We start from the raw sequence: 26,499 nt of genomic DNA, 5'->3' as shown, positions 1-26,499 counted from the left end.
GGTTTATTAGTCAGCGGCGACGGTGGGGGCGGCCGCGGTGCGGGGCTTCGTGGCGCGGTGCACAGCCACAATGCCGCCGCTCAAATTTCGGTACTGCACAGCTTCCCAGCCGGCCTCATTGAGCCATCCGGAGAGCTTTTCCTGATTGGGCCAGGCCCGGATCGACTCTGCCAGGTACACATACGCGGCCGGATTAGAGGCGACCTTCTTCGCGATGGGCGGCAAGGCCCGCATGAGATATTCGCTATAGACGGTGCGGAACGGGGAAAAACTCGGGTGCGAGAACTCCGCCACGACGAGCTTGCCGCCGGGCTTGGTCACGCGCAGCATCTCGCGCAGGGCCTTCTGCGGATCCACGACATTGCGCAGCCCGAAGGAGATCGTGGAGGCGTCAAAGGAGTCATCGGCGAAGGGCAAATTCGTGGCGTCGCCGGCGACAAAGTCAATGTCGGGGCGGCGGCGTTTGCCAACCTTGAGCATGCCGACGGAGAAGTCGCAGGCCACAACGTGCACGCCGGCATCCGCGTACGGCTCGCTGGAGGTTCCCGTCCCGGCGGCCAGATCCAAGACGCGCTGGCCCGGTTCTGCGCCGACCGCGTCCACCACGATGCGGCGCCAGCGACGTGTCTGCCCCAAGGACAAAATGTCATTGACGAGGTCGTAGTTGGGGGCCACGTCGTCAAACATGGCTGCCATTTCTTCCGGACGTTTATCCAAGGATGCACGATTCACCTCTTTAGTGTCTCAAACTTTGCCTCGCTTCGCGCATTACGAACTCCCTCCTGTGGCACATCACACCGGGGCCGAACTCACCCGGCTCATCGCTTTGCGCCCCGGGCGAGTAATCTTGACTCATCATGACTGCTTCCTTGGGCACCCATCCGCTACGCACCCTGACCACGGCCCTTGACCCGGCCACGCTGAGTGAACTCGGCATCACGGGCGCCACCAGCTTTCTGAGCAAGAATTCCGACGTGGATCCCCTAACGTGGCTGCGCCGTGGCGAGGGCTTGCTGGGGTTTGGCGAGATCGCCTCCTTCTCCGGCTCCGGCCCGGATCGCTTCTCCGACGCCGAACAGTGGTGGAAGGAGCTGCTGGCCTCCGCCACCGTCGAGGATTCCGTGCGCATTCCCGGAACCGGCGCCATGGCCTTTGGCTCCTTCGCGTTTTCCAAAACAAGTCGCTACGAGTCGCTGCTGATTGTCCCCGCCCTGGTGGTGGGCTTCGCGGGCGGCACGGTCTGGCTCACCCAGCTCACGATCGACGGTTCCTCCCCCACGCGAGAATCCGCACTGGAACTCTTGCGCGGCCTGGCACCAACTCCTTCTGCCCCGGAAGGCTCGACGTCGGACGCCCCCTCCGAGGGCAGCGTGAGTTCCGGTGCCCTCACCGAAAAACAGTGGAAAGACACTGTCGCCGCTGGCGTCGAGGCGATTGTGCGCGGAGGCCTGGAAAAGGTGGTGCTGGCTCGCGATGTGCTCGCAACACTGCAGGAACCCGTGCAGCGCGTCTCAATTCTGCAACGATTGGTCACCCTTTACGACGAATGCTGGACCTACGCGGTCCGCGGCCTCGTCGGGGCCACCCCAGAAATCTTGATCAAGGTCGACGGCGCCACGGCGCAGGCCCGCGTGCTGGCCGGAACCCTGGACCGCGAGGACGAACCCGCTGGATCCACGGGCTTTGCCGCCACCGTTTTGGGTGGCTCGGCCAAGCAACGTCAGGAGCACGACTTTGCCGTGCGGTCCCTGACACGGCAGCTCGCACCCTTTGCCACGGACCTTTCCTTTCCGGCCGAACCGTTCATCCTCGAGCTGCCCAATGTATGGCATCTGGCCTCGGACGTGACCGCCCAATTGGCGAGCTCCAACGGCCATCTCCCCACGTCTTTGGCGCTTGTTGAGGCCCTGCACCCCACTGCGGCCGTGTGCGGGACACCCCGCGAGGATGCTGGCGAACTCATCCTTGAACTGGAACAGATGGACCGCGGACCGTACGCCGGGCCCGTTGGCTGGCTCGATGGTGCCGGTAATGGCGAGTGGGGCATTGCGCTGCGCGGCGCCGTGCTCGAGGATGCCCACCACGTCCGCCTATACGCTGGCGCCGGGATTGTTCAGGCCTCTGATCCGGCCGCCGAGCTGGCCGAAACGTGGGCTAAGTTCCGTCCCATGCTGCAGGCTTTGAACCTCGCACATCGCCCCTAAACCGCCTCGGATCGTCCGGAATCCCGGACAGCTTCCTCCGCGCATCCCTTGCCTAGGCGGCCAATAAGTTGTTCAATAGTCAAATGTAGTTTACCGTGATGCAAATCACAGCCATATACACTAGTTGTTTATAGACAGTGCCCCATGAATCAAGCGCTCCAAGAAACAAAGGGATAACCATGCAAATCTCATCGAGGCTGACCATTCGCTTGGCCGCCGTTGCCGCCGCCGCAGCTTTGGCTCTGACAGGCTGCACCACTGCATCCCAGGACGGTGGCACCGACACAAGTGGCGGCGCCGCGGCGCCTGTGACGTTTGACCCCACCACGGTTTCCAAGGACGATGCGCTGATTGCCCTGCTTCCGGCAGCTCTCAAGGACAAGCCAAGCCTGTCCATTGGTTCCGACACCTCATACGAGCCGGCCGAGTTCCTGGATAAGGACGGCCAGACCCCTATCGGCTACGACGTGGACCTGGCTAAGGCCATTGCCGCCACGCTCGGCAAGACCGCCGATGTGCAGACCGCAAAGTTTGCCTCGATCCTGCCGAGCCTTGGCGCCAAATACGATCTGGGTATCTCCTCCTTCACGATCAACCCGGAGCGTTCGAAGGCCGTGAACTTCGTGAGCTACTTCAACGCCGGCATCCTGTGGGCCGTCCAGAAGGGCAACCCGAACAACTTCAGCCTCGATGACATCTGTGGCAAGAAGGTGGGCGTGCAGACCGGAACCGTCGAGGAAGATCCCGATGTGAAGGATCGTTCGGCCAAGTGTGTTGCCGACGGCAAGCCCCCCATCGACGTGATTTCTCTTGAGAACCAGACCGATGTCACCACCCGCCTTGTCGGTGGCACGATCGACGCCATGAGCGCCGACACCCCCATCATCAACAACGCGCTGGCTAAGACCAACGATCAGCTGGAAACCCTGGGCGAGACCTACGACGCTGCCGAGCAGGGCATCGCCATTGCCAAGGATGACGTCGCCTTCGCTCAGGTCATCGAAAAGGTCATGAACAAGCTCATCGAAGATGGCACCTACAAGAAGATCCTCGACAACTGGAACAACTCCAGCGGTGGCGTCACCAAGGCTGTTCTGAACCCGACGGTCGGTTAATACCTTGAACCGTTCATCTCTTAAGGCTCCTGCCTCCGCCCGGCATGACGGCGTGGAACTGATTAACGCAGTTCCCGTCCGTCATCCCGGGCGCTGGATAGGCGCCGCGATCATTCTGATCGCGGTGGCATTAATGATTCAAAGCTTGGTGACAAACACCCGCTTCCGCTGGGACATTGTCCGCACGTATCTCTTCGATGTATTGATCATCAATGGCATTGGCTGGACGTTGATCCTGACAGCCACCTCGATGATCATCGCGATTGTCTTGGCCATCGTTTTGGCGTTCATGCGGCAATCGGACAATCCCTTGTTCAGGTATGTTTCCTGGGTTTGGGTATGGTTCTTCCGCGGCACCCCGGTTTACACCCAGTTGGTCTTCTGGGGTCTGGTCTCAACCCTGTACCCCAAGATCATCCTCGGGGTTCCGTTCGGTCCGGAGTGGTTCTCCTTTGACACCTCCACCCTCATCACGGCAACCTTTGGCGCCATTGTGGGTCTTGGTTTAAACGAGTCCGCTTACCTGGCGGAGATCTTCCGCGCCGGCCTGAAGTCTGTCGACAACGGCCAGATGGAAGCCGCCGAGGCCCTGGGTATGCGTCGTTCAAAGGTCATGTGGCGGATCATTTTGCCGCAGGCCATGCGCGTCATCATCCCGCCCACGGGCAATGAAACCATCGGCATGCTCAAGACCACCTCCTTGGTGTTGGCTATCCCGTTCACCTTGGATCTGACGTTCGTCAGCAACACCCTAGCGAACCGGACGTACCTGCCGATCCCCTTATTGATCGTTGCCGCTATTTGGTACCTGGTCATCACCTCCGTTTTGATGGTGGGCCAGTACTTCATTGAAAAGCACTACGGCAAGGGCGTTGACAACGTCATGAAGGCACCCGTCAAGGCCACTGAGGTCGCGGCTGCCGCACACGCGCACCCCATGAACACCACCAACGGAACCACAGAAGGTGGCAAGTAATGACTGAAGACAAGCCACTCGTCACGATTCAGGGCGTTCATAAGTTCTTTGGTGACCACCACGTGCTCAAGGGCATCGACATGACCGTCAAGCCGGGAGAGGTCTCCGTCATCATCGGCCCCTCGGGTTCCGGTAAGTCGACGCTCCTGCGCTGCATCAACCTGCTGGAAACCATCAGCGCCGGCCGGATTTACGTCCACGACGACCTCATTGGTTTCAAAGAGGTCAACGGCAAGCTGCACGATCTCAACACAAAGTCCATCGCGGCCCAGCGTCGCGAAATCGGCATGGTGTTCCAGCGCTTTAACCTGTTCCCGCACAAGACGGCGCTGCAAAACGTCATCGAGGCACCCACACAGGTCAAGCGCCAATCCAAGGCGGCCGCGAAGCTGAAAGCTCTCGAGCTGTTGGAAATGGTGGGCCTGTCCGATCGCGCCGACTTCTACCCATCACAGCTCTCCGGCGGTCAGCAGCAGCGCGTCGCCATTGCGCGAGCCTTGGCCATGGAACCGGAGTTGATGCTCTTCGATGAGCCCACCTCCGCCCTTGACCCCGAACTCGTGGGCGACGTCCTGGAGGTCATGAAGAACCTGGCCAAGTCGGGCATGACCATGATCGTGGTGACCCACGAGATTGGCTTTGCCCGCGAGGTTGGCGACACCTTGACGTTCATGGATGGCGGTGTCGTCGTGGAAAGCGGTCCCCCGCGCGAGATCATCTCCAACCCGCAACACCACCGCACCAAGGAGTTCCTCAGCCGCGTCCTCTAGCGCGCTTCAGGCTTTCGCAACTAACCCGGGTCCGCAAGGGCCCGGGTTAGTTATTTAAGTGCCGCCGCGATACTCAGGTGGAGTTCGCGCAGTCCCTCACGGCTCGCGCGCACTTCGATCACGCTGCGCCCCCGCACCGGTGAGGCCAGCGCGGAGGTGAGTTCCGCCGTCGTACTGACCAGGACATGGTCCCAGCCGTAGGCGGCCGCCAATGCCGCCAGCTTGACGGTGTGCGGGGTGCCAAAGAAACGTTCGACGGCGGCCGTATAGTTCGCAGCCTTCGCTAGTGTTCCGTGCTCCAAGACGGAGAAGATGCCGCCGCCACCGTCGTTGAGCACGATGATCTGCAGCTGAGGTTGGCGTTCGAGCGGGCCAATGTTGAGGGCTCCGGAATCGTGCAGGAAGGTCACATCGCCCAGGAGCACGCGCGTTGGCGCACCCGTGGCCAGGGAGATACCGCTCGCCGTGGCGATCGTGCCATCGATGCCCGCCAGCCCGCGATTGGCGAAGCTCGTGACATTGCTGGCCGCCGTGGGGGTGCCCGCCAGGTCGACGTCGCGGACCGGGTTGGAGGAGCCGAGCATGAGATTGCTGCCGGCGTCCTGCTGCGCCCGCGCCCACACCGAGCGGGCCACCTCGATGCCGCTCAGGCCCGCACCGCTCGGAGGCGCCTGCTCCGCGATGACGGCGGCCAGCGACGACTCGGCCGACGCGGCGGCTGCCTGCCATGCTTCCAGCCACCCCTCGGGGCCCGTCCCGGCAAAGCCCACGAGCTGATCCCATTGCGTCAGGATCAATTCCGTGCGGTGGCCGGGCTCAAACCACGACACCGGTGCGGGCAGGAACAGTGCGCGTTCGAGCGTCGTGTCGGCCAGGAGCTTACTGATCTGGCGCGAGAGCGTGGGCCGGCCGAAGAGCACGACGCGTTCGATGGGCTGGGCGCTCTCGGGACCGAACCGCTCCACGAGCAGGCGGTACGGGCCAATCGCATTCGGGCCGAAGCGGGCGTTGGAGGATGGCTCGGCCAGCAATGGCAGGCCGAGGAGCCGGGCAAAGTATTCTGCCTCGGGGCCCGCGCCGTGCCCTGCCACCACAACGGTGCGGTGGCTGCTCGCGGGCAGCACCACCGTGGCGTCCGTCGCGGAGCTGGGGGACGCGGCGGGGGTGGCGGTGTCGCCGAGGGGGGTTCCGGCGTCGACCATTAACGACGCGGGAGCCTCGATCTGCGGCAGGAGGCGTTCCCACTCGGAGCCGTCGAGGGCGGGCGTCAGGGGGTCGCGGAACGCCAGATTGACCTGCACGGGGCCGGCCGGGATGCCCTCGAGTCGACCCATGGCAGCGTTGAGGGCCGTGGAAATGGCGCCGCGGGGATCCTCGCCGGCGGGGACGTCCGTGGCAAATCGCACGTGCTCGCCGAAGAGATCCAGCTGTTGCGTGGTCTGATTGGCGCCCGTGCCGCGCAACTCCTCGGGGCGGTCCGCGGACAGCACCAGCAGGGGCGTGCCGCTGTGATTGGCCTCCATGACGGCCGGCAGGAGATTCCCCACGGCCGTGCCGGAGGTGGTCACGACCGCGGCGGGAAGGCCCGAGCCCAGGGCCAGGCCGAGCGCTGTAAAGCCGGCCACGCGTTCGTCCACGCGCACATGCGTGGTGATCCGGGCGTCGGCCTCCGCCTCGGCCAGGGCGTACACGAGCGGGGCGCTGCGGGAGCCGGGCGCCACGACAACATGGGCGAGCCCTGCGTGTTCGAGGGCGTCGAGGGCGTATCGGGCGGCATCCATGGAGCTAAGTAAAGTCACGCATCTACTCTATCGACCCCGCGCACCCGCGCCGCTCCCGCCGTTTTCGCTGGGTGGCGCAGGGTTAGGGGTGGCGAGGAGGGCGTGGCAGCGCCGGAGCCGCTCGAGCCACCACTGCTGGCGTTCGGCCGGGGCGGCGAAGCGTTCCAGCAGTTCCGGATCGCCCACCACCTCGCGCAGCTCCATGCCCCCACCCACGGCCACGAGGCTCGGGGACGCGACATCGCCGGCCATGAGCGAGACCGTGCCGAGCCCGCAGGCGTACGGCAGCTCCGGCAGCGCGGCGGCCAGGCCCAGCCCCGTGCGGATGCCCACCGAGGAATCCAGGGCGGAACTCACGACGGCGGGAAGTCCAGCCTCGGCGACAATCTCCAGTGCCCGCCGGACTCCCCCGAGCGGCGCGGCCTTGACGATGATCAGATCGGCGGCTCCCGCGCGGGCCACGGCGAGGGGGTCAGTGGCCTTGCGGACGCTTTCATCGGCCGCGATGAGCACGGAGCCCTGCAGCGCCGCCCGCACCGCCGCGAGCTCGGCAATGCTCGCCACGGGCTGTTCGGCATATTCCAGCCCAAAGACATTGAGCATGCGCAGCGCCGTGACGGCCTGCGGCACGCTCCAGCCGCCGTTGGCATCGATACGGATCTTCGCCTCGGGCAGTACATGCCGCACGGCCCCCACGCGGGCGGCGTCCTCGGCCAGCGATTGACCGGCCTCGGCCACCTTGATTTTCACGGTGTGCACCGCATCAAAGGAGGCTAAAACATCGGGCACCTCGGCGGCAGATACCGCCGGGACAGTCGCGTTGACGGGAATGGTGGAACGCACAGCGGCGGGGTATCCCACCCAGCCAGCCTCGATAGCCGACGCTAACCAGCGCGAGGATTCCTCGTCGTCGTACTCCACAAAAGGAGAAAACTCACTCCACCCGGCGGGGCCTGCAAAAACCATCACCTCCCGGCTCACGACACCCCGGAATTTGACCCGCATCGGCAGGGACACCACGTGGGCGGAGGCGATCAAGGTCTCAAGCGTTGGAAGAGCAACCATGCCTTCACTGTATCCCCAACGTCAGCAAGCTCCCATGAAACTGTGGGAACCTAGAAGCGATGAATACCCACGCCGCATCCCCCCGTCCAGGCCTGCCGGGCCGCACTGGCGCGCGCGTCGCCGCTTGGCCGTTCCTGACCGCCGCGCTCATCAGTTTGGCCGGGTTAATCCTGAGCTACCGTTTCTTTGTCAAAACCACCACGGGACAATTCATCGACGAATCCGCCCTCGTGGAGGCCGCGGTGGCCCGGGAACGCATCGGCGCGCAAACCGCACAGATGCTCGATCTCTTGCCGCTCACCTCGGTCGTGATCGCAACGCTCGTGGTGTTGTTCGTGACCCTGGCGCGGCGGCGGTGGAAGGCTGCGGGGATCGCGATCGTGGCCATGGCGGGCGCGAACCTGTCCACGCAGCTCATCAAGGCGTTCCTGCCCGACCGTCCCGACCTCGGCGTCAACACTCTGACGTTAAATTCGCTGCCGTCCGGGCACAGCACGCTCGCCGCCAGCGCCGCGGCGGCCGTGTTCCTGGTGGTCTCCCCGCGCTGGCGCCCCGCCGCGGCTTTTGTGGGCGGCAGCTACGCCATCATGGCCGGCATCTCGACCCTTATCAACCAGTGGCATCGCCCGGCCGACGTCGTGGCGGCGTTCTTCGTCGTCGCGTTCTGGACGGCCCTGGCCGCGCTTCTGGTCATGCGCAGCGGCCCCGCCTGGAATGTGTGGCTCGGCTCGGCCGAACACTGGGCCTCGGCCCGCGGCTGGACCGTACTGACGGGGCTCCTGACGGTCCTCGCGGGAGTCGCGGCCGCCCTCATTTACCGCTCGGTCATGGGCACGGAAAGCGGTAGCACCACGAGCTTCTTCCTCGTGGGTGTGGGCCAGATTGTCATGGTTGGCTACGGCCTGACCTTTGCCAGTACGCTGCTGCTGACCTTGCCAGTACGACGGCGGAACGGGCGTTAGTCTCGCCCGCTCACTGTGTTGCGGGGAAGGGAATACCCCAAAACAGCCGCGGCTCCCAGCCCTAATAGTCCCGTCGCGGCGATGCCAAACGGCAGGGTCACGGCGGCCGTGAGCCCCGCTAGGATCGCGGGCCCGCTGGAGCCGCCCGTGTCTGCAAGGAACCGCCAGATCCCCAGGAACTGCGCCCTGCCGTGGCGCGGCGAATAATCGGCGCCCAGGGTCATGATGAGCCCGGAACCAATGCCATTGCCGAAGCCGATCAGCAGGGCGACGAGCAGGAGCGAGACGGCCCCTGTGGTAAGTGGCATCAGCAGGAGCGAGATCCCCATGAGCACCATCGAGGGGATGGCTACGGCGCTACGCCCCTTCTTATCCATGACCTTGCCTGCCGGGTAAAACACCAGCATGTCGATGGCGCCGGAGAGCCCATAGATCAGGGATGTCACGGCCGGGTTGAGGCCGAGGTTGTCGGCCCACAGCGGCACGACCACCTGGCGCGAGGATCGTACGGAGCTGACCAGCAGCACCCCAATGCCCACCGTCAGGAACACCTTCCGGTGACCGGCCAGCAAGGACGCAACGGTGATCTTGGGCCCTTGCGGCGCGGGGCCATCGGCGTTGACCAGATCGGGCAGACCCCAGGCCACGGCACCCGCGGCCGCGACGGCGAGCGCGGCAACCCAGTACGCACCAGTGAGCCCCACGAGGTGGATGAGCAGGGCGCCGATGAACGGCCCGGCAAAGAGCCCGATGCGTCCCACCCCGCCCAGCGTTGACATGGCGCGGGCTCGCATGAACGGCGGGACCGCCTCGGTCAGGTAGCTTTGGCGGGCCAGATGGAACACGGCCGAGGCGACACCGATAAGGAAGACACCAACCCCGAATGTCCAGAGCTCCTGAGAAAAAACGCAGATCAACATGGCGATCAGGCTCAGCGCGGAGGCGCCCAGCATGCCAATACGCTCACCAAATTTGGCCGTCACGATAGATGCGGGGATGTTGCTGATCAAGGAGCCAATGCCGATCAAGGCCACGACGAGTGCGGCTCCGGCCAGGGATGAGCCCATGTCTCGGGCGCTGAGCGGGATGACCGGCAAGATGGCGCCCTCACCAATGCCAAACAACAGGGATGGGCCAAATGCCGGAACGGCGATGGACCACAGATTGAAGTCTCCGGGTTCAGCTGTTTTACTCACTGTCCCAACACTAGTCCTGTCCGCCATTGCCTTGCCGCTTAGTTGACCGGTGACTTGTGGCCGGGCCGGGGCTACGCTGAAACCATGAACCCCACACCGGAAAACACCGCGTCCAAGGCCACCGAGCTACTCCGCCTCCATCAAGCCCCGGACATTCTGCAGTTGGTCAATGTCTGGGATGCCATCACGGCCAAGGTCATCTCCGATCTCCCCGGAACCCAAGCCCTGGCCACGGCCGGACACTCCATTGCCGCATCTTTTGGCTACGCAGACGGCGAGCACATCCCGCTGGCCACCATGCTGGACGCCGTGGGCCGTATCGCGGCAGCAACTGATCTCCCTGTCACCGCTGATCTGGACCGCGGCTACGGAAACCCGGGCGAGACCGTCCGTCGAGCCATTGGCGTTGGCATCGTGGGGGCCAATATCGAGGACCAGATGCGCCCACTGGCACAGGCCGTTGCGCAGATGAAGGCTGCCGCGGACGCAGGAACTGCGGAGGGCATCGATTTTGTCCTCAATGCCCGTACTGATGCATTCGTTCTGGGTGCCGACCACGACCCGCGCGAGGTCCTCGAGGCCGCCATCGAACGCGGCCGCGCCTACCTGGAGGTCGGTGCCTCCTGCATCTTCGTGCCCGGCAAACTCGACGAATCCACCGTGCAGGCGCTCGTGGCCGGCATCGGGCACGGCAAGGTCAGCGTCATCAATGTCCCAGGATCACTCTCCCCCGCCAGACTTCAGGAGCTGGGGGTGGCCCGCATCTCCTATGGTCCGTGGACCCAGCGCGTGGCCCTGACGGCGTTGGCCGACGCCGCCACCGCACTGCTCAATAACGGCTCACTGCCGGAGGGCACCCGCACCTTGAACTGAAATTCGGCGCCGCTTTAAGCTGGGAGGATGGGGGAATGAAGAATCACCACTCACTCCGGGCTGAAGCCGCCGAAACCGCTATTGCCGTCGAGGAAGCCCCGGCCGTGAATGGGCTGGTCTTCCTGACGGCAGGCCTCGGCGCCCTCCTCTCGGCACTCATGTTGTTCCTTGGCGCGGGCGACCCCGCGACGATCAGTGCTCCCGTATTCTTCCTGACGCCGCTGCTCCCGGCGATCTGCGCCGCACTCCTGTGGCTGCCGCTGTCCTTCACGAAGGGCACCGAGGCTCGCCGGCAAAGCATCTCGGCGGCAGGCGTTTTGGTGATTGTCGGGGCGATGTTTTTCTTTGTCGAGTGGTCGGCTCGCTTTGAGCTGAGCTTGTTCTTTGCCCTCATGCTCTTTGCCTGGGGTAGCCGCCTGAAGCACACCCCGCTAAAGTGTGCAGCACTGCCCTACCTGGTCGCGGCCATTGCCTTGCGGGTCTTTGACTTCCCCGGTGAGGCGTTTGTCCTCCTAGCCCTCGGGGTGGCGACGATTGGCTGGGTCGTGAGTGTCCGGCGTCGGGCTTCAACCCAGTAAGTCCCCTCTGCCCTAAGGACGTGCCATGCCCAGCACCATTGAATCCCTGCACAATGCCACCGTCATGATCACGGGCGCCGCCATGGGCATGGGCAAAATGTACGCCCACCTGGCCGTGAAAGACCGTACCGCGCATGTGGTGCTGTGGGATATCAATGCCGAGTTGCTGGATGCCGCGGTGGCCGAGCTCAGTGGCCAGGGCTCGGCGATCCACGGCTATGTGGTGGATGTCAGCAAGCTGGAGGACATCGAAGCCACCGCGGAGAAAGTGCGCAGCGAGGTGGGGAACCCGGATATTTTGATCAATAACGCCGGAATTGTGCGCGGCAAATACTTCTGGGAACACGATCAGCGCAGCGACATTGCCGCGACAATGGCCATCAACACCCTCGCGCTCATGCACATCACGCGAGAATTTTTGCCGGGAATGATCGACGGCGGACGAACCTCACGGATTGTGAATGTCGCCTCGGCGGCCGGGCTGCTCGCCAATCCCCGGATGAGTGTGTACTCGTCCTCGAAATGGGCGGTTATTGGCTGGAGTGACTCGCTGCGGCTGGAGTTGGCGCAGGCCGGTCACCAACATGTCAAGGTCACGACGTTTTGCCCGTCGTACATCAAGACGGGCATGTTTGAGGGTGCTCGCGGGCCCCTCATGACACCACTCATGGAGCCTGAGGCAGTCACCGAACGCGTCTGGCAGGCCATGAAGGAGGGTGCGCCCATGCTCATGATGCCGTGGACGGTGAAGCTGAGCACGGCCCTACGCGGGATCCTGCCGATCGCCGCCTGGGACGTTGTGGCGGGGCGCGTTTTTGGTGTTTACAAGTCGATGGAGCATTTCACGGGGCGCAAGTAACTGCCTGAACTGTGGCGGATTATCAGGGATTCTTGAGGGTTTCTGAGGGATTCTTAGGGGCGATTCCTCCACAGTTCGAATAGTTTCGAGAGTTATTCACATTCTAATTTTTTCGTCGTACTTTGTCAGACCCTGTCGGTAATGTTGGATACATGGAAACAACGGCAATGAGGCCGGGGCAAGGCGGCTCCCCTCGAGATGGCAAGGCGGCTGGTGAACATATCCACCAGCTGTTGGCCCTTGCTGGCTCGCTTGTTCGAACGGCAGCCGACTCTCAGCTCGAGACTCCACTCGGGGTCCAGCTCGGTTCACTCACGGATCACGATGCCGCCGCTTGGGCTCAAAATCTCGAACATCTCAACCGCTACCTCCAAGGTCTGATGGTGCAGGCGGCCGGCGAGCTATCCCAGCGCGTTGCCGTGGGCCGTTTTCAGGATGTCGGGGCACGCACCGCGGCCGAATACTTGAGCTCATCCCTCAAACTCAGCCGTTCCGAGGCCACCCGACGCATTCACTTGGCCGAACGAGTCCTCCCCCAGTCCGATGCCTTCCTGCCTTTCGTGGCCACCGAACGCCAAGAAGTTCTAGGTTCGGCGTTGTTCTCGGGGAAGGTCTCGATGGAGCAATCGCTCATCATCTCCGGCTTCGTCGATCAAGCCGCGGCCTTGGCCCGTGCGGGAAAGATTCCGGATGATCAGCCTCGATCGCTGGAAGAAACGCTGACCCAGCATGCCGAGGATGAGCCACCGTATTTTCTGCGACATCTTGGCATTCGCGCCATGGCGTTGCTGAACCCTGACGGGGAAAAACCGTCCGAATCCCAGCGTCTGGCAAAACAAGGCTTGTTCTTCCACAAGGCCTACAAGGGCTGGGTGCGCATGGATGGCTATCTCACCATCCCACAGTACGAACACACCATGGCGTACATCGGGTGGGCCAGCAATCTCAAGCGCAAAGACCCCGCCGATCAGCAGGGCGACCTTCTGCAACAGCTCCTTGGCGATAGTGATTTTGAGGGCGGCACTGCGGGCGAAAGCGCGGGGGACTCGGAGACAGCCGTTCCCGAGCAAAGCCTCGGACAAAACTCCGGACAGCCACTCTGGACGGCAGACACGGGCGACACCGGAGCGGACTGCTTTGAACCACCGCCACGGCCAACACGTGGAACCCCGTTCCCCACACAAGGGTGGCGACAACCACTGAAGCCCGAAGACATCCCCGCTAAGCCACCGGATGCACCAGAGTGGGCCATCCCACCCGTTTACGAGGGTGAACGTTGGTTCTGGTTCCCCGATCTGTCAGGCATGAACACCGGTTGGATCCCTCGAGCAGGGGACACCCCAGCGCCGCACACGGAAACGGCTGAGGATGTGGATGCGCCCTCCCCGGATCCTGCGCCAGCACCATTTTGGTGGGGCAGCCCGGCGCCATCAAGCACCGAGCCCGCCGATCCCTGGCCGCGCCTCGTCAACGGGATCTGGGTGCCGGAACCTGGCTCAGGTGAGCGGCTGCTCGGGCTCAGTTCCACGGATCCCGACAGCACAGACCCCGCCACCAGAGATCGGCGCAGCGACGCCCAGAAGCTCCTCGATGGCATGATCGACTGCCTCAAATTGGCGGCGAGCACCGACAAGCTACCCCTCAACGGCGGCCTGAAACCTCAGCTGTATCTCTCCCTCACGCAGGAAGACCTCGACAGGAAGGAAAGCAGCGGGGCCATCTTCGCACCCTATAGCGGACGCGTCCCCCTGTCGCTCTTCGAACAAGATCTGTGCGGCGCCGACGCCACCGAGCTCCTCGTCGACAGCAATGGCGGCATTCTCGACATTGGCCGGACCCAGCGCTTGTTCACCTTCGCCCAACGCAAGATCCTCGTGGCGAGGGATCTGGGATGCGCCTTCCCCGACTGCATGGCACCGCCGCAATGGACGGAAGCCCACCACATCATCCCGTGGCAGGAAGGCGGCGACACCAGCGTCGATAACGGGGTCCTGTGTTGCAGCCGCCACCACCATTACCTCCACGACAGGGGCTGGACGGTTCGGCTCATTGGCAACATCGCCTGGTTCACTCCTCCTTATAGTGAGGACATCAACCGCAGGGAACGTCGCAACACCTACCACCGCGGCAGCTGAGCGCTCCGCTGTTGGCATACACCGAAGCCATGGCAGGCGGTGATCTATACAGTGGATCCCATGACGATCTCTGATGCTGCAGCAGCTCCCACTCCCCCCATCGCTAAAAAGGTCCCGACCGAGCGCACCCATCATGGAGACACTTTTGTGGACAACTACGAGTGGCTGCGTGAGAAGGAAAGCCCCGAGGTCGTGGCTCATCTCAATGCCGAGCAGGCGTATACGGATGCCATGACGGCCGGCCAGGAGCAGCTGCGTCAGGATATTTTCAACGAGATCAAGAATCGTACCCAGGAAACAGATCTTTCTGTTCCCAGCCGCAAGGATGGCTGGTGGTACTACTCCCGCATGGTTGAGGGACAGGCGTATGGTATCCAGTGCCGCGTGGCTGCCAGCAGCGAAGGCACCCTGGCCGATTGGACTCCCCCGCTCGTGGAGCCGGGCGTCGACGTTCCGGGCGAACAAATCATCCTCGATGGCAACGTCGAGGCCGAAGGCCAGCCGTTCTTCTCCCTCGGCGGCGCGGCCGTCACACGCGATGGCAACCTGTATGCCTACGCCGTCGATAACGCAGGCGACGAGCTTTTCACGGTCCGCATCAAGGATCTGCGCACCGGCGAGCTGCTGCCCGACACGATCGAGAACGTCTTTTACGGCCTGACGTTCTCCCCCGATGGCACCACCTTGTTCTACATGGTGGCCGACGATTCCTGGCGCCCCTACCAGGTCAAGACTCACGTTCTTGGCACCCCCGTGGACAGCGATGAGGTCCTCTACCAGGAGGACGACGTTGCCATGTGGACCGGCTTCGACCTCTCCGCAGACCGTCGCTTCCTCATGATCAGCATTGGCTGCTCCGAGTTCAGCGAAACCCGCCTTCTAGACTTCGCCGCACCGGAGAAGGGCTTGCAGACCCTCATCTCCCGTAGTGCCGAGATCTTGTACGACGCCGAGCCTTTCCTGAGCGCTGGGGTCGAAAAGATCCTCCTGACTCACGACCGGGACGCCGTGAACTCCATGATCTCCCTGGTTGATGCGGCGGAGTTCGCGAAGCCTCTCGCCGAGCAGCACTGGGATACCGTCGTGGCCCACGACCCCTCGGTCCGCATCAACGGCGCCAGCGTCACGGCCACCCATATGGTGGTTTCGCTGCGTCAGGACACGATTGAGCGCATTCAGGTGACCGCGCTGGAAGGTTTGGGAACTGCGGAGCAGGCGTCCGCCGTCGAACCTGTCTTTGATGAAGAGCTGTACACGGCGTCCATGGGCGGGAGCGAGTTTGAGTCCCCCGTGATCCGTCTCGTCTACACCTCAGATTTCACGCCGCCGCGCGTGTATGACTATGTTCTGCCGGTGGCTGGCGCCGCCGATCAGGGCGAACTTCTGCTGCGCAAGGAAACCCCCGTATTGGGCGGCTACCGTCCCGAGGATTACCGAGCCACCCGCGAATGGGCTACGGCGGCCGATGGCACGCTGGTTCCCTTGTCGGTCTTGCGCCGCGCGGATCTGGCCCAGGACGGCACAAATGCCGGCGTCATCTACGGTTACGGTTCCTACGAGGTCAGCATGGATCCCGGGTTTGGGGTGCCGCGCTTGTCGTTGCTGGACCGCGGGGTGGTGTTTGTCATTGCGCACGTGCGCGGCGGCGGCGAAATGGGCCGTCACTGGTACGAGGACGGCAAGAAACTGAACAAGAAGAACACTTTCACCGACTTTGTCGCGGCCACGGATTGGCTGGCGCAGTCGGGCTGGGTTGATCCTGCCAAGATCGCCGCCATGGGTGGCTCTGCAGGCGGGCTCCTCATGGGCGCCGTGGCGAACCTGGCCCCGGAAAAATACGCCGCCATCGTGGCGCAGGTGCCGTTTGTGGATGCCCTGACCACCATCTTGGACCCGGAACTGCCGCTCTCGGCCCTGGAATGGGAAGAGTGGGGTAACCCCATCACGGATCCTGCCGTGTACAAGTACATGAAGGAGTACACACCGTACGAGAACGTGCGCGCCGTGGCGTACCCCAAGATCGCGGCCGTCACGAGCTTCAACGACACCCGCGTGCTGTATGTGGAGCCAGCAAAGTGGGTTCAGGAACTGCGCGCCGTCTCCACCGGATCGGAGCCGATCGTCATGAAGATCGAGATGGATGGCGGCCACGGCGGCGCCTCCGGCCGTTACGAAGGCTGGAAGACGCGCGCCTGGGATTACGCATTCCTGGCCGATGCCATCGGCGCCACCGAGCTGCGCTAGCGGGCCGCTCAATTAACGCACGACGGCGTACACCGTCTCAGAGGTCCACTCACCCTTGAGGTACATATTGTTGAGCAGGACGCCCTCACTGCGCATCCCCAGCCGTTCACAAATGGCTGCGGATGCGTGGTTGCGGGCGTCCAGCCGAGCCTCGATGCGGTAAAAGTCCAGCTGTTTCAGGGCTAGGTCAAGCACAGCCTGCGCTGCCTCGGTGGCATACCCCAAGCCTTGTGCGGCAGGTGCCAGCGTCCAGCCGATCTCCCCCACCCGTTCCGGCGCGCCCTGGCCTTCAGGTTTACCGCCGGAGTTCCATTTCAACGCGATCTCTCCGATCAGCTCCGGAGAGTCCTGCGCGGAAATGGCAAAGGTGGCCCAGTCTCCGGGGCCGGTGAAGGTGCCCTCGACATACTGCGCGATCCGTGCCATGCATTGGGCGTACGAGCGCGCCTCGCCGTAGAGATACCGTGCGGTTTCGGGCAGGCTTTGATAGGCGAAGTACGCGTCAAGATCGTCGGTGTGAAAGCGCCGCAGGATCAATCGTTGCGTTGTGAGCGGGTACGGAATGTCAATCATGCTAGGACACTACCGCAGACATCCAACCACGTCATCGCCACAACCGTTGACACTGCCCGCATCGCCGTGATCAGATGAATAGGCATTAGCCGAATCGACCCTAAGGAGGACCCAATGACTGTTTTCGTAGCTCTTCGTGCCCAAAACATTCGTTTCACCCTCCCCAGGAGTCGATTCACCCATGAAGTATTCTGCTGAGCAACAGCACTACGTAAAATTCTCCCGCGATTCCCGCGACGCACGCGATTCGCTCGACTGGAACGTCCTTGACGATTCCCTCGCCGATAACCAGCGCTGGTCCACCTGGCCCGAACTGGAAAAGCTCATGCGCGGACCCAGCCCCTACCCCGCGTTCGTCATTGAGGACGCCGGTGCCATCGACACCGATCTTGGTGTGCTGAAAACCGGCAAGGAAGCTGACGTCTTCCTCGTTGAACGAGCCACCGAATCCCGCAGCGCCGTGTTAGCCGCTAAGCGCTATCGTTCCGCCGAACAACGCCTCTTCCACCGCTCCAGCGCCTACACAGAGGGCCGCAGTGTTCGGCGCTCCCGTGATGCCCGGGCCATCAAAAACGGCAGCAGCTACGGCCGCGAAGTGGAGGCCGCCCGCTGGGCCGACGCCGAGTGGACGTACCTGCGGATGGCCTATGAGCACGGGATCCCCGTGCCGTATCCCGTGCAGATCTGCGGCACCGAGATCATGATGGAGTTCATCGAGGACCCAGAACATCCCGGCGTTGCGGCTCCGCGTTTGCAGGCCACCCACCCGGGGTCCGAACTGCTCCACAGTTATTGGGAGCAGCTGGTCGCGGCCATGCACGCCTTTGCCCGGATGGGGTTCGCGCACGGCGACCTCTCCCCGTATAACGTGCTGGCCGCGGGCGAGCGACTCGTCATTATCGATCTGCCCCAGCTCGTGGACCTGGCGGGCAATCTGCAGGGCGCGGAACTGCTGGCCCGGGACTGCAAGAACATGTGCGCCTGGTTCACCTCGCGCGGCTTGGAGGTCGACGACGGAGATCTCCTAGGGGAGCTCCTCGCCGCCGCGTGGTGAGGCTCCCAGCCACCGATCCCAGGTAGGAGCCACCAGCTCGTACAGGGCCTGGTAACCCTCGGATCGGGGATGCGCGCCGTCGCCTTCTAAGACTTGCTGGCGCCACACGGGGTGGCACTCCAGCACGTGGAAAACCTCCACATACGGAACTCCCCTGCCGCGGCACAGCTCAAGATAGCGGCCGGTGAGCTCCCTGATCCGATCGTTTTGCGCATCGTCGGCAACGGCCGGTGGTCCCACGACAAGCACGGGATCGCCGGCCACCGCATCCAGCACGGCCGTCAGATTCGCGCAGGATTCCGCCAGGGGAACCCGTGGCGCGCCGTCAACGTGCGTGGTGTCGTTGACACCCATCGACAGCACCACCCGGGTGGGCCGCCGGGGCGATCGCCGCAGCTCGACCTCATTGACGCATCTGGCGAGAATCTGTGCCGAGGTATTGCCGCGGATGCCTAGGTTATAGCCCGTCACAGGATGGCCGACGGCGGCCTGCCGGGCTACCAGCCGACCGCTCCAACCCAAGGCAGTTTCATCCCCGATGCCGGCGACGAGGGAATCGCCCACAAAGCAGATCTGGTGTTCTACCGCTGCTTCATTCCGGCTCACGCGGCGGGCCGCAGCTTTCCTGGCAGGAATGGCAGCCACGGCGCGGAGTAACGCCACGAACCGGAGCCGCCCGCGGCCACCGTGAAGTCCGCCTCGCCAAACTTCCAGAGTCGGTTGAAGAGGAAAATGCTGACGGTGACCGGCTCGGTGCCCGGGACCTTCCAATTCCGGGTCCCCCACTGCGAGGGCTGAGCCACGCCATCCACCACGACGGTGGGTTTGGGGAACCAGCCAAACCACGGCTTGTGGAGGGTCAGTTCAAAACGACGGGTAGTACTTGTAGGCTCGATCACACGCTCCACCCTAGCTGTTCGTCGCCGCCGCGGCGCCACGGCGCAATTGCCACTCCCGCTCGGGTGCCAAAAGCTCCAGGAATGCCTCGTCATGGCTTGAAACAATCAAGGCACCCTGATAATCCCCGAGAGCCGAGAGCAGCTGCTCCACGGAAGCCAAATCCAGGTTATTCGTTGGCTCATCCAGGATCAGCAGCTGCGGCGCTGGCTGCGCCAACAAGATTCTGGCCAGGGCCACCCGGAACCGCTCGCCACCGGAGAGCTCCCCCACCGGCTGATTGACCAACTCCCCTCGGAAGTGAAAACGCGCCAGTTGTTCCCGAACATCAGATAACACCGCGTGTGGCGCCGCGGCACGGACATTCTCCAGTACCGACAGGGTGTCCTCGAGCCCCTCCCAATCGTCCACTCCGGCGGCAATTCGCTGCCGCAGATACCCCACGGGAACCGAGGCGTTGACCGCCAAGGCGTTGAGTAACGTCGTCTTGCCCACCCCATTCGGACCGCTCAGCGTCACGCGCTCGGGCCCGCGCAGCGAGAGGCGAGCATCGTGCTCAAGGTGCGTCCCGCCGTCGTACAGCTGACCGAGACTCACGAGGGAGGCGGGCGCATCGAGCACGGTCCGCCCGGACGGCACCCCCGTATCCGGCAGTGCGATGCGAATCCGGGTCTCCGAGGGCAGCGCGTCCTTGGCGTCCGCCAGTGCCAGGGCCGCCTCGGATTCGCGCTCCCCCATAGTTCCGCGCGCCTTACCGGCCGATTGCTCGGCGTGTTTTCGGCGTTCATTGGCCAGAATCGCGGGCATGCCCGAGGCGGCCTTGCGGCCTTGCTTGGCCCTCCGGGCGATCTTGGTTTCCGCTTCGATGCGCTGGCGTTTCTCGGTGGCCAGGCGCGCCCCGGCGTCACGCACCATCCGCTGCGCACTCTCCCGCTCCGACTCGAGCGCCTCTGTATAGCTGTCCCAATTGCCGCCGTGGCGCAGCAGCTGCACGCGTTCACCGGTCCACGCCCGGTTGCGGACGGGACGCAACTCGGCGATCGCATCCACGCGTTCCAGCAGCGCCCGATCATGCGTCGCCACGACGAGTGTGCCGCGCCACCGCTCGACCGCTTGATACAGCCGCTCCCGCGCGGTGCGATCCAGATTGTTGGTGGGTTCATCGAGCAGCGTGATGGGGCGCGCGCCCAGCTCCAGCCCGGCCAGCGCGGCGATCATGGCCTCACCACCGGAGAGCGTGCCGACGGTGCGGTCGAGGAACTCGGTCCCCATGGCGGGCAGCCCGTATCCGGCCAAGAGCGCCACGGCACGCTCCTCGAGGTCCCAATCGTCGCCGATGAGCTCCAGATTCTCGCTCATGCGCTCCTCCCGGCCAGCAAGAACGTCGGCGAGGGCCCGGCGTTTGGCGCTCAGGCCCAGCAGATCCGTGACGCTCTGCTGCGTGTGCAGCGTAAGTTTTTGGGGCAGATAAGCAATGGACGACGTCGTCACAACAGTTCCGCTCGAGGGCGTCAGCTCTGTTGCGATCAGACGGAGCAACGCGGTTTTCCCGGTGCCGTTGGGGCCCACGAGGCCCGTGCGGCCGGCGGCGAAAATCGTGCTCAGCTCGGTAAAGACTTCGGTGCCGTCCTGCCATGAAAAGGTCAGTTGGGACAGCGAAATGGGGTGGGTGTTCTGCATGGTTCTCCTCGGACGTGAAGGCGCCGGGAGCTACCGGCGCGATTAGGCGAAAGCGAACCAAATCTTCATTGGATTTCCTCACGGAGGGGATGCGAACTTTCTTAGTCTCGCATGGCGCAGGGCGGGCTTGTCAAGGGCCCCACAGTTTCATCGTTTACGCTGCAAGGTATGAGTAATGCTGCCGGAGAGCTAGGACATGCCGCCACGAATTGGTGGGCTGCCGTCCTCAATGGCTTCACCCGGGCGGAGGTCCCTGACGTCTCCGCGTGGTTTTTGCTGTCCATTGTGGCGCTGGCCGTCGTGCTGAGTATCCCCCGGATCTCGTGGCGCTGGTTCGGCCTCTATGTGACCTTTGTGCACGAGCTGGGCCACGCTTTTGCCGCGCTCATGACGGGACGATTTATCCACGGCTTGAAGATCGGCCTGGATCATTCCGGGCAATTGGTCAGCAGTGGCCGCCGTGGCTTCAGCGCCACCTGGTCGGGTTTCTGGGGCTATCCGGCGCCTGCCGTCGTGGGGCTGGCACTCGTCTGGTCGGTATCGGCCGGTTGGGCGGGCGCAGCGGCATCCGCGGGCGCCCTCATTCTGCTTGTCTCGCTGATCTTCTTGCGCAATATCACTGCGATTGTGGTGGCTCTCGTGAGCGCCGCAATCGCCCAATGCCTCGTGGTGTTCGCCAGCCCGCAAACCGTCAGTTACGTCATTCTGGCGCTGGGGATCGCCCTGGGCATCGGCTCGATTCGCGACTTTTTCAAGGTTGCGGCGGTCCATACCCGCCGCCGCAACCAGGTGGCCAGCTCCGACGCCTATATTCTCTTCCGCTCCACCGGGGCGCCGTCGTGGTTGTGGCTGAGCGGATTCGCCATCATCATCGCCGGATCGGCCGCCTACTCCGGCTACCTTGTGTGGGGCATCCTCGGTTTCTAGGCGTTGACGCGGGCGTCCGCCACATGAGCCACCGTGGCCCAGCGCAGCAGCGAGTACAGCAACTGGGTTGCCCCGGGCATGAATCCGGAACCGTGGTGGTAGACCGGATCCATGGTCGTCACGAGCAGCCGCGCGGCCTGGTTGACCTCGTCGATGAACATGATGGTGCCGATTTCCGCCCCGTCCTCCTCCATCGTCACGAGCGACCGCGCACCCTCGGGCGGATGCAAGAGCCCGTGATGATGCCAGTCCGTGGCCCGTTGCGTGAAGTAATCCCACAACGGATCGTCCGGCAACCGCAGCCGGGTCCCGTTGTCAGTTCCCGTCCGCCAGGCCCAGTACACGGTGGGCCGGAAGGTGTAGGCCAGATTCGGCAGCCACTGCTCCACGGTGTTCTCCCCCAACACAATCACCGTCTTGCCGGCATCCGCCAGGGCCGCCCGGAGTGCCGGCTCAAAGCGTGCGCGCTGCCCCGGATGCAGCCTGTCGCCCACCAGTACGACGTCGAATCCCGCAAGTTCCAGCGGATCCGCATCCGGCAAGTAGATACCCTCTACCCGGTACGGCGTCAGGGCAGGGTCCTCGAGAGTTCGCAGGGCCGGGAAGGTGCCGCAGTGCAGCAGTCCAATGCGTGGGGGCTTCATGCCAGTGCTCCTTCGAGAAGTGTTGCCGCACTCAACCAGGACACCAGATTGGGGCCCAAATTTTTGCTGGAGTAGTGCTCGTCGCACACGCCTTCCAGATCCAGTCCACCATGCACCACGACCTCTCCCGCGCCGAGACGGTAGGCGTAGTCCAGGGGCAGGGCCAGGGCTCCGATGCCCGTGATGACGCTGGCACCTTCCGGAAGATTCACGTGGTAGCCGCGGCCGTAGAATCCGGCCACGCCGATGCGTTCCAGCTCTTGATAGCTGTGCGCCCCGGGCACGCCGGTGCGGTATTCCAACTCTTGATAGTCAACGCCATGCCAGATCGGGTGGCTCGCGAGCGGCTGCGGGCGGACGTCGGACGGGTTCCGGAACTCCAGCTTGGACCACCGTGCCAGCCCTTCGATAAAGGGGATACTGACATGGCCGCTGATGAGCACGCGGCTCCCGTTGCGCACAAAGTTGCTCAGTTCGTCCCGGTACTTGGCGAGCAAGAGATGATCGGCACCGCCTGAGATGATGAGGCCGCGAGCGCCAAGGATGAGTTCGCGGGTGGCGGGATCATCGAGGGCATAGCTGTCGACGTGGGTGATGGCCTGCGGCCAGCTTCCGTCACGACTCTCGATCATGCCGGGGATTCCGCCGATTCGGAACAGGCTCATAAGTTCTCCTTTGAAGTTTCAATCGTGACCGGGGTGATGCGGTTGACGCGGCAGCCCTGGCCAAAGTCCGGCACGGCGACATGGCGGCTTCCCGAGTCGGTCAAGACGCGGGGCAGACAGATGGGCAGGCCGTACACCTCGCTCAGGGCCGAAGCACTGAGCATTTCCTCCACGGGACCCCAGCGGGTGTCGTGGCTTCCCACGAAAAGCAGCGCATTGCGGGAGATGTGAAGGGCGTGGTCGGGGTGGTGTGTTGTCATGACCACGGCGAATCCGTCCTCGGCCAATTGCCCCAGCACCGCGAGGATCTTGGCCTGGTTACGTAAATCCAGGGCCGACGCCGGTTCGTCCAGAATCAAGATTCGCGAGCCTGAGGCCACGGCGCGGGCAATCAACACGAGTTGGCGTTGACCTCCCGAGAGCTGGCTATATTCGCGGTCCGCCCAGTCCTCGACCCCCACTCGAAGCATGGCCGCGGTGGCCGCCTCCCGGTCTTCTGCGCGAGGTACCTGGAAGGGACGCAACATGCGGGTGCGGCCCATGAGGACCATGTCCCTGACGAGGAAGGCAGCACCGGAGCCATGGTCTTGCGGCACGTAGCCAATATCGGCGTGCGCGCTGACCTGTCCTGCCACGGGTTTCAGAAGTCCCGCGAGGCATTTCAGCAGGGTGGTTTTTCCCCGTGCATTGGGCCCAAGGATGGAGAGAATTTCACCGGCCGAGACGGTGAGTGAGAGTCCCTTGAACAGCCAGGGGCCACGAGCGGAGTAGCGGAAGCTTGCGGAGTTGACCTCCAGGAGGACCTCGTCCGTGCTGAGAGCTTCGGGCCGCGATATGAGGCTAGTTTCCATTGAGCCAGGCCTTCTTCTTCTTTTGGGCCAGCAGCACCACAAACACCGGTGCGCCGATCATGGCGGTCAGAATTCCCAAGGGGATTTCGCTGCTGCTCAGGGAGCGGGACAGCGTGTCGATCAAGATCAGATAGCTGCCACCGAGCAGGAGCGAGATGGGCAGCAGAACCCTGTGATCCGTGCCGACCCAGAGCCGGGCCAGATGCGGGACCACCAAGCCAACCCAGCCAACAGCCCCTGCCACGGCGACCGTGCCGGCCGTCATGAGGGCCACCGCTGCCAACAGGAGCATCCGGGAGCGGTGAGGGTTCACGCCCAAGGCGGTTGCGTCGTCGTCCCCTAAAGACAAGACGTTCAGGCGCCAGCGCATCCCGAGCACAATCAAAGCCCCAATGCCGACCGGGATCAGCGCGATGAGCACCTTGTCGTAACCGGCAGAGGCCAGCGATCCGAGCAGCCAATGAACAATCGAGGGCAGTTCGGAGTAGGGGTCGGCGATGTAGGTCATGAAGGAGACGAGGGCGTTGAAGAAGGATGCCACGACGATCCCGCCCAGCACGATCATGAGGGTCTTTTCGCCGTTGCCGAGCCGACCCAGCAAGAGCACCACCGTCAGCGCGAGCAGGCCAAAGCCAAAGGCTCCGCCCACCATGGCGGCGCCGGAGAGACCCAGAACCAAGACGAGGACGCCGCCGAAGGACGCCCCGGCCGTGACGCCGACGATGTCCGGGCTGACCAAGGGATTTTGAAAGAGTGCCTGCAGGCAGGCGCCGCCGAGGGACAGTGCGCCGCCCACGATGAAGGCCAGCAGCACGCGGGGCAGGCGCACATCCAGAACCACGGTGGCTTCCTGCGGGGTCCACGTCTGCCGGATGAGGCCCTCATCGACAAGGGGCAGCAGTTCTAGGATTCGATGAAAGACAATGCGCAGAATCTCGTTCGGCGGGACCCAGTAACGCCCCACGGCCATGGAGGCGACGGCGGCAACGAGCAGGACCACCACGCACAGCAGGATCGGGTGGGACTGCACCAGCAGCTTCTTCCGAAGCGACGGGGTTGGGGCAACCGTCGGCTCGTGTTCGACAACGCTCATCTCAGGCGTTGAAGATGTCATAGCCAGCGCTGTCGCTGTTGACATCCACACGGAAGACGGCGTCGAGCTGCTTCTGGGACACCTCATAGTTGTAGAGGTACCTGATGCGTTCGGTGGTGCTGGCCCGCAGCGTGTGGCTCGTCAGGCTCGGGTGGAACAGCTCGGTGGTCCACTGCCACATGAGCGGCGATTCGGCACCCGGGACATCCCAGCGGTAGGCACCCAGGGGCGCCTTGTAGACGCGACGGTTCTTGACCGCCGTCAGGGAAGACAGGGCGGAGTCAGTGTAGAGATGTTCCGGCAGGAGCCCGTCGATGCTGTCGAGGGTGATGACTTCCGGATCCCACTCGATGAGCTGCTCGGCGCTGACCACGTTATTGGTGCTCAGATTGTTCTCCGCCATGTTCTTGCCACCGGCAAGCGTCATCCAATGATGCATATAGGACTTGCCGTTGGTGGCGGAGTAGCCTTCGCCGGAGCGGCTCAGGTGCACGACTCGCACGGGTGTTGTAACGCTGGCCAGCTCGCCCTTGATGCGAGCTTCATCCGCGTGCATCCACTCGATCATCTCGGCGCCACGTTCTGACTTGCCCAGGATCGCGGAGACCATGGTGACCCACTTCTCCAGGTATTCCTGGGTCCCATACAGCAGGCAGAAGGTCGTGAACCCGGCGTTTTCCAGCGGTTCCACGAGGCCGTCGCCTTGATCGGCCCATTGGAAGACCACATCGGGGTTGAGCGAGGTGACGGTCTCGATATTGGGCGCGAAGCTCGCCGGGGCAATCGTGGTCGTGGTGGTGGCCTCGGGGAAAATCTCGCCAAAGAGCCCCTTCTTGCTGGACTGGATGGTGGCCTCGTTGATGCCCACGATCCTAGAGTAGCCACCGTCAACGGCGGCAATCATGGGCGGCGAGGGCATGATCGTGGTGGCGATCCGCTGGACCGGGCCGGAGAAGTGAATCTCCTTGCCGCGCATATCCGTCACCGTAAAGGCACCCGAGTTATCCCCGGTGCTCTCACCCGTGGTCGCCACGGTCTCCCGCGACGAGCAGGCTCCGAGGGTCAGCGCGAGAAGTCCGAGTCCGGCCCCTCCTAGGAGTGCACGGCGGGACGGTCCGTGGGTGGTCACGGCGTGAGGGGACAACATAGCGGGAGCTCCGATCAGAATAGGCAAACCTTACCTAACTGAAAATCTAAGCACAGCTTTGCCATTAGCTCACAAAATACTTGCCTATTACGACTCTTCTCCGATAGTTATGCACCGCTCTGCGTAAAGGATCCACCGCGGATCTGCTATAGGCACACCCACTAAAGGGCACCCAAGAGCGCACCCGCAGCCTTAGAGAAGCACTGTTGC

25 protein-coding genes are annotated in these 26,499 nt (G+C 63.5%); 12 read left to right on the top strand and 13 right to left on the bottom strand.

The window, feature by feature from the left end; translation table 11 throughout:
• Positions 1 to 6: 6 nt before the first annotated feature.
• Entirely contained in the window at positions 7 to 732 is a 726-nt protein-coding gene (locus tag CVS30_RS01525) for a demethylmenaquinone methyltransferase (protein ID WP_110483550.1), read from the bottom strand.
• A gap of 125 nt (positions 733 to 857) precedes the next feature.
• On the opposite strand from CVS30_RS01525, the gene CVS30_RS01520 reads away from it, so the two are divergent.
• From CVS30_RS01520 to CVS30_RS01505, 4 genes are all read left to right on the top strand, one after another.
• On the top strand, positions 858 to 2,204 hold the full coding sequence (locus CVS30_RS01520; RefSeq protein WP_110483549.1) for an isochorismate synthase: 1,347 nt from the start codon (positions 858 to 860) through the stop codon (positions 2,202 to 2,204).
• 179 nt (positions 2,205 to 2,383) lie between these two features.
• Positions 2,384 to 3,319 carry an ABC transporter substrate-binding protein gene (locus CVS30_RS01515; protein WP_110483548.1) on the top strand — a complete coding sequence of 312 codons (936 nt, stop codon included), beginning with the start codon at positions 2,384 to 2,386 and terminating at the stop codon, positions 3,317 to 3,319.
• A gap of 4 nt (positions 3,320 to 3,323) precedes the next feature.
• The gene (locus tag CVS30_RS01510; RefSeq protein ID WP_245934377.1) at positions 3,324 to 4,295 is read left to right on the top strand and encodes an amino acid ABC transporter permease; all 972 of its coding nucleotides are present in this window, start codon (positions 3,324 to 3,326) and stop codon (positions 4,293 to 4,295) included.
• Entirely contained in the window at positions 4,295 to 5,065 is a 771-nt protein-coding gene (locus CVS30_RS01505) for an amino acid ABC transporter ATP-binding protein (RefSeq protein ID WP_110483547.1), read from the top strand. The genes CVS30_RS01510 and CVS30_RS01505 overlap by 1 nt, the downstream gene beginning before the upstream one ends.
• 50 nt (positions 5,066 to 5,115) lie before the next feature.
• Here the strand turns inward: CVS30_RS01505 and menD are convergent, their stop codons facing one another.
• The gene (gene menD, locus CVS30_RS01500) at positions 5,116 to 6,846 is read right to left on the bottom strand and encodes a 2-succinyl-5-enolpyruvyl-6-hydroxy-3-cyclohexene-1-carboxylic-acid synthase (RefSeq protein WP_110483546.1); all 1,731 of its coding nucleotides are present in this window, start codon (positions 6,844 to 6,846) and stop codon (positions 5,116 to 5,118) included.
• Between the two features lie 27 nt (positions 6,847 to 6,873).
• Positions 6,874 to 7,911, bottom strand: coding sequence for an o-succinylbenzoate synthase (locus CVS30_RS01495; protein WP_110483545.1), 1,038 nt, complete (start codon positions 7,909 to 7,911; stop codon positions 6,874 to 6,876).
• Between the two features lie 59 nt (positions 7,912 to 7,970).
• Between CVS30_RS01495 and CVS30_RS01490 the strand changes: the two genes are divergently transcribed.
• Positions 7,971 to 8,873, top strand: coding sequence for a phosphatase PAP2 family protein (locus CVS30_RS01490; RefSeq protein WP_110483544.1), 903 nt, complete (start codon positions 7,971 to 7,973; stop codon positions 8,871 to 8,873).
• Here CVS30_RS01490 and CVS30_RS01485 read toward each other — a convergent pair.
• Positions 8,870 to 10,069 carry an MFS transporter gene (locus CVS30_RS01485; RefSeq protein ID WP_370800232.1) on the bottom strand — a complete coding sequence of 400 codons (1,200 nt, stop codon included), beginning with the start codon at positions 10,067 to 10,069 and terminating at the stop codon, positions 8,870 to 8,872. The two genes, CVS30_RS01490 and CVS30_RS01485, sit on opposite strands and share 4 nt — an antisense overlap.
• Before the next feature lie 84 nt (positions 10,070 to 10,153).
• Between CVS30_RS01485 and CVS30_RS01480 the strand changes: the two genes are divergently transcribed.
• The 5 genes from CVS30_RS01480 to CVS30_RS01460 all read left to right on the top strand — a co-directional run bounded on the left by CVS30_RS01480 (position 10,154) and on the right by CVS30_RS01460 (position 16,758).
• Positions 10,154 to 10,942 (top strand): isocitrate lyase/PEP mutase family protein, encoded by a 789-nt coding sequence (locus tag CVS30_RS01480; RefSeq protein ID WP_110483542.1) that lies wholly within the window; start codon positions 10,154 to 10,156, stop codon positions 10,940 to 10,942.
• Positions 10,943 to 10,977: 35 nt separating this feature from the next.
• The gene (locus CVS30_RS01475; RefSeq protein ID WP_110483541.1) at positions 10,978 to 11,520 is read left to right on the top strand and encodes a hypothetical protein; all 543 of its coding nucleotides are present in this window, start codon (positions 10,978 to 10,980) and stop codon (positions 11,518 to 11,520) included.
• 25 nt (positions 11,521 to 11,545) lie between these two features.
• A complete protein-coding gene (locus CVS30_RS01470) occupies positions 11,546 to 12,379 on the top strand; it encodes an SDR family oxidoreductase (protein WP_110483540.1) in 834 nt (277 codons plus the stop codon).
• A gap of 152 nt (positions 12,380 to 12,531) precedes the next feature.
• A complete protein-coding gene (locus tag CVS30_RS01465; protein WP_110483539.1) occupies positions 12,532 to 14,514 on the top strand; it encodes an HNH endonuclease signature motif containing protein in 1,983 nt (660 codons plus the stop codon).
• 60 nt (positions 14,515 to 14,574) lie between these two features.
• Positions 14,575 to 16,758: a S9 family peptidase gene (locus CVS30_RS01460; RefSeq protein ID WP_110483538.1), complete on the top strand. Its 2,184-nt coding sequence runs from the start codon at positions 14,575 to 14,577 to the stop codon at positions 16,756 to 16,758.
• 12 nt (positions 16,759 to 16,770) lie between these two features.
• On the opposite strand, the gene CVS30_RS01455 is transcribed toward CVS30_RS01460, so the two are convergent.
• Positions 16,771 to 17,331: a GNAT family N-acetyltransferase gene (locus tag CVS30_RS01455; RefSeq protein ID WP_110483537.1), complete on the bottom strand. Its 561-nt coding sequence runs from the start codon at positions 17,329 to 17,331 to the stop codon at positions 16,771 to 16,773.
• A 181-nt stretch (positions 17,332 to 17,512) separates the two neighbouring features.
• On the opposite strand from CVS30_RS01455, the gene CVS30_RS01450 reads away from it, so the two are divergent.
• On the top strand, positions 17,513 to 18,385 hold the full coding sequence (locus tag CVS30_RS01450) for a serine protein kinase RIO (RefSeq protein WP_110483536.1): 873 nt from the start codon (positions 17,513 to 17,515) through the stop codon (positions 18,383 to 18,385).
• Here CVS30_RS01450 and CVS30_RS01445 read toward each other — a convergent pair.
• Genes CVS30_RS01445 through CVS30_RS01435 form a run of 3 tightly spaced genes read right to left on the bottom strand, consistent with a single transcriptional unit; the run spans position 18,356 to position 20,962 of the window.
• Entirely contained in the window at positions 18,356 to 19,030 is a 675-nt protein-coding gene (locus CVS30_RS01445) for a GDSL-type esterase/lipase family protein (RefSeq protein ID WP_220033844.1), read from the bottom strand. The two genes, CVS30_RS01450 and CVS30_RS01445, sit on opposite strands and share 30 nt — an antisense overlap.
• On the bottom strand, positions 18,988 to 19,284 hold the full coding sequence (locus CVS30_RS01440; RefSeq protein WP_146233284.1) for a hypothetical protein: 297 nt from the start codon (positions 19,282 to 19,284) through the stop codon (positions 18,988 to 18,990). Before CVS30_RS01440 ends, CVS30_RS01445 begins: the two co-directional genes overlap by 43 nt.
• Positions 19,285 to 19,294: 10 nt before the next feature.
• Positions 19,295 to 20,962: an ABC-F family ATP-binding cassette domain-containing protein gene (locus CVS30_RS01435; protein WP_110483533.1), complete on the bottom strand. Its 1,668-nt coding sequence runs from the start codon at positions 20,960 to 20,962 to the stop codon at positions 19,295 to 19,297.
• A 168-nt stretch (positions 20,963 to 21,130) separates the two neighbouring features.
• Here CVS30_RS01435 and CVS30_RS01430 point away from each other — a divergent pair, with 168 nt between their 5' ends.
• A complete protein-coding gene (locus CVS30_RS01430; RefSeq protein WP_110483726.1) occupies positions 21,131 to 21,889 on the top strand; it encodes a M50 family metallopeptidase in 759 nt (252 codons plus the stop codon).
• On the opposite strand, the gene CVS30_RS01425 is transcribed toward CVS30_RS01430, so the two are convergent.
• From CVS30_RS01425 to CVS30_RS01405, 5 genes are read right to left on the bottom strand one after another with little or no spacing between them, the layout of a single operon-like run.
• Positions 21,886 to 22,533, bottom strand: coding sequence for a hypothetical protein (locus CVS30_RS01425; RefSeq protein ID WP_110483532.1), 648 nt, complete (start codon positions 22,531 to 22,533; stop codon positions 21,886 to 21,888). The two genes, CVS30_RS01430 and CVS30_RS01425, sit on opposite strands and share 4 nt — an antisense overlap.
• Positions 22,530 to 23,198, bottom strand: a complete 669-nt coding sequence (locus CVS30_RS01420; protein ID WP_110483531.1) for a hypothetical protein — start codon at positions 23,196 to 23,198, stop codon at positions 22,530 to 22,532. Before CVS30_RS01420 ends, CVS30_RS01425 begins: the two co-directional genes overlap by 4 nt.
• Entirely contained in the window at positions 23,195 to 24,049 is an 855-nt protein-coding gene (locus tag CVS30_RS01415; protein ID WP_110483530.1) for an ABC transporter ATP-binding protein, read from the bottom strand. Before CVS30_RS01415 ends, CVS30_RS01420 begins: the two co-directional genes overlap by 4 nt.
• Positions 24,039 to 25,163: a FecCD family ABC transporter permease gene (locus CVS30_RS01410; RefSeq protein ID WP_110483529.1), complete on the bottom strand. Its 1,125-nt coding sequence runs from the start codon at positions 25,161 to 25,163 to the stop codon at positions 24,039 to 24,041. The genes CVS30_RS01415 and CVS30_RS01410 overlap by 11 nt, the downstream gene beginning before the upstream one ends.
• On the bottom strand, positions 25,144 to 26,289 hold the full coding sequence (locus CVS30_RS01405; protein ID WP_110483528.1) for an ABC transporter substrate-binding protein: 1,146 nt from the start codon (positions 26,287 to 26,289) through the stop codon (positions 25,144 to 25,146). Before CVS30_RS01405 ends, CVS30_RS01410 begins: the two co-directional genes overlap by 20 nt.
• Positions 26,290 to 26,499 lie beyond the last annotated feature (210 nt).

Origin of the sequence: Arthrobacter psychrolactophilus, from assembly GCF_003219795.1 — a bacterium.
Lineage (GTDB): Bacteria > Actinomycetota > Actinomycetes > Actinomycetales > Micrococcaceae > Specibacter > Specibacter psychrolactophilus.
The sequence above is the reverse complement of the archived record's forward strand: the minus strand, read 5'-3'. Positions and strand labels throughout refer to the sequence as shown.

Coding starts and splice junctions, on each gene's coding strand:
- CVS30_RS01520 (WP_110483549.1), top strand. CDS start 858: ATGACTGCTTCCTTGGGCACCCATCCGCTACGCACCCTGACCACGGCC.
- CVS30_RS01515 (WP_110483548.1), top strand. CDS start 2,384: ATGCAAATCTCATCGAGGCTGACCATTCGCTTGGCCGCCGTTGCCGCC.
- CVS30_RS01505 (WP_110483547.1), top strand. CDS start 4,295: ATGACTGAAGACAAGCCACTCGTCACGATTCAGGGCGTTCATAAGTTC.
- menD (WP_110483546.1), bottom strand. CDS start 6,846: ATGGATGCCGCCCGATACGCCCTCGACGCCCTCGAACACGCAGGGCTC.
- CVS30_RS01495 (WP_110483545.1), bottom strand. CDS start 7,911: ATGGTTGCTCTTCCAACGCTTGAGACCTTGATCGCCTCCGCCCACGTG.
- CVS30_RS01490 (WP_110483544.1), top strand. CDS start 7,971: ATGAATACCCACGCCGCATCCCCCCGTCCAGGCCTGCCGGGCCGCACT.
- CVS30_RS01480 (WP_110483542.1), top strand. CDS start 10,154: ATGAACCCCACACCGGAAAACACCGCGTCCAAGGCCACCGAGCTACTC.
- CVS30_RS01475 (WP_110483541.1), top strand. CDS start 10,978: ATGAAGAATCACCACTCACTCCGGGCTGAAGCCGCCGAAACCGCTATT.
- CVS30_RS01470 (WP_110483540.1), top strand. CDS start 11,546: ATGCCCAGCACCATTGAATCCCTGCACAATGCCACCGTCATGATCACG.
- CVS30_RS01465 (WP_110483539.1), top strand. CDS start 12,532: ATGGAAACAACGGCAATGAGGCCGGGGCAAGGCGGCTCCCCTCGAGAT.
- CVS30_RS01460 (WP_110483538.1), top strand. CDS start 14,575: ATGACGATCTCTGATGCTGCAGCAGCTCCCACTCCCCCCATCGCTAAA.
- CVS30_RS01455 (WP_110483537.1), bottom strand. CDS start 17,331: ATGATTGACATTCCGTACCCGCTCACAACGCAACGATTGATCCTGCGG.
- CVS30_RS01450 (WP_110483536.1), top strand. CDS start 17,513: ATGAAGTATTCTGCTGAGCAACAGCACTACGTAAAATTCTCCCGCGAT.
- CVS30_RS01435 (WP_110483533.1), bottom strand. CDS start 20,962: ATGCAGAACACCCACCCCATTTCGCTGTCCCAACTGACCTTTTCATGG.
- CVS30_RS01430 (WP_110483726.1), top strand. CDS start 21,131: ATGAGTAATGCTGCCGGAGAGCTAGGACATGCCGCCACGAATTGGTGG.
- CVS30_RS01425 (WP_110483532.1), bottom strand. CDS start 22,533: ATGAAGCCCCCACGCATTGGACTGCTGCACTGCGGCACCTTCCCGGCC.
- CVS30_RS01420 (WP_110483531.1), bottom strand. CDS start 23,198: ATGAGCCTGTTCCGAATCGGCGGAATCCCCGGCATGATCGAGAGTCGT.
- CVS30_RS01415 (WP_110483530.1), bottom strand. CDS start 24,049: ATGGAAACTAGCCTCATATCGCGGCCCGAAGCTCTCAGCACGGACGAG.
- CVS30_RS01410 (WP_110483529.1), bottom strand. CDS start 25,163: ATGACATCTTCAACGCCTGAGATGAGCGTTGTCGAACACGAGCCGACG.
- CVS30_RS01405 (WP_110483528.1), bottom strand. CDS start 26,289: ATGTTGTCCCCTCACGCCGTGACCACCCACGGACCGTCCCGCCGTGCA.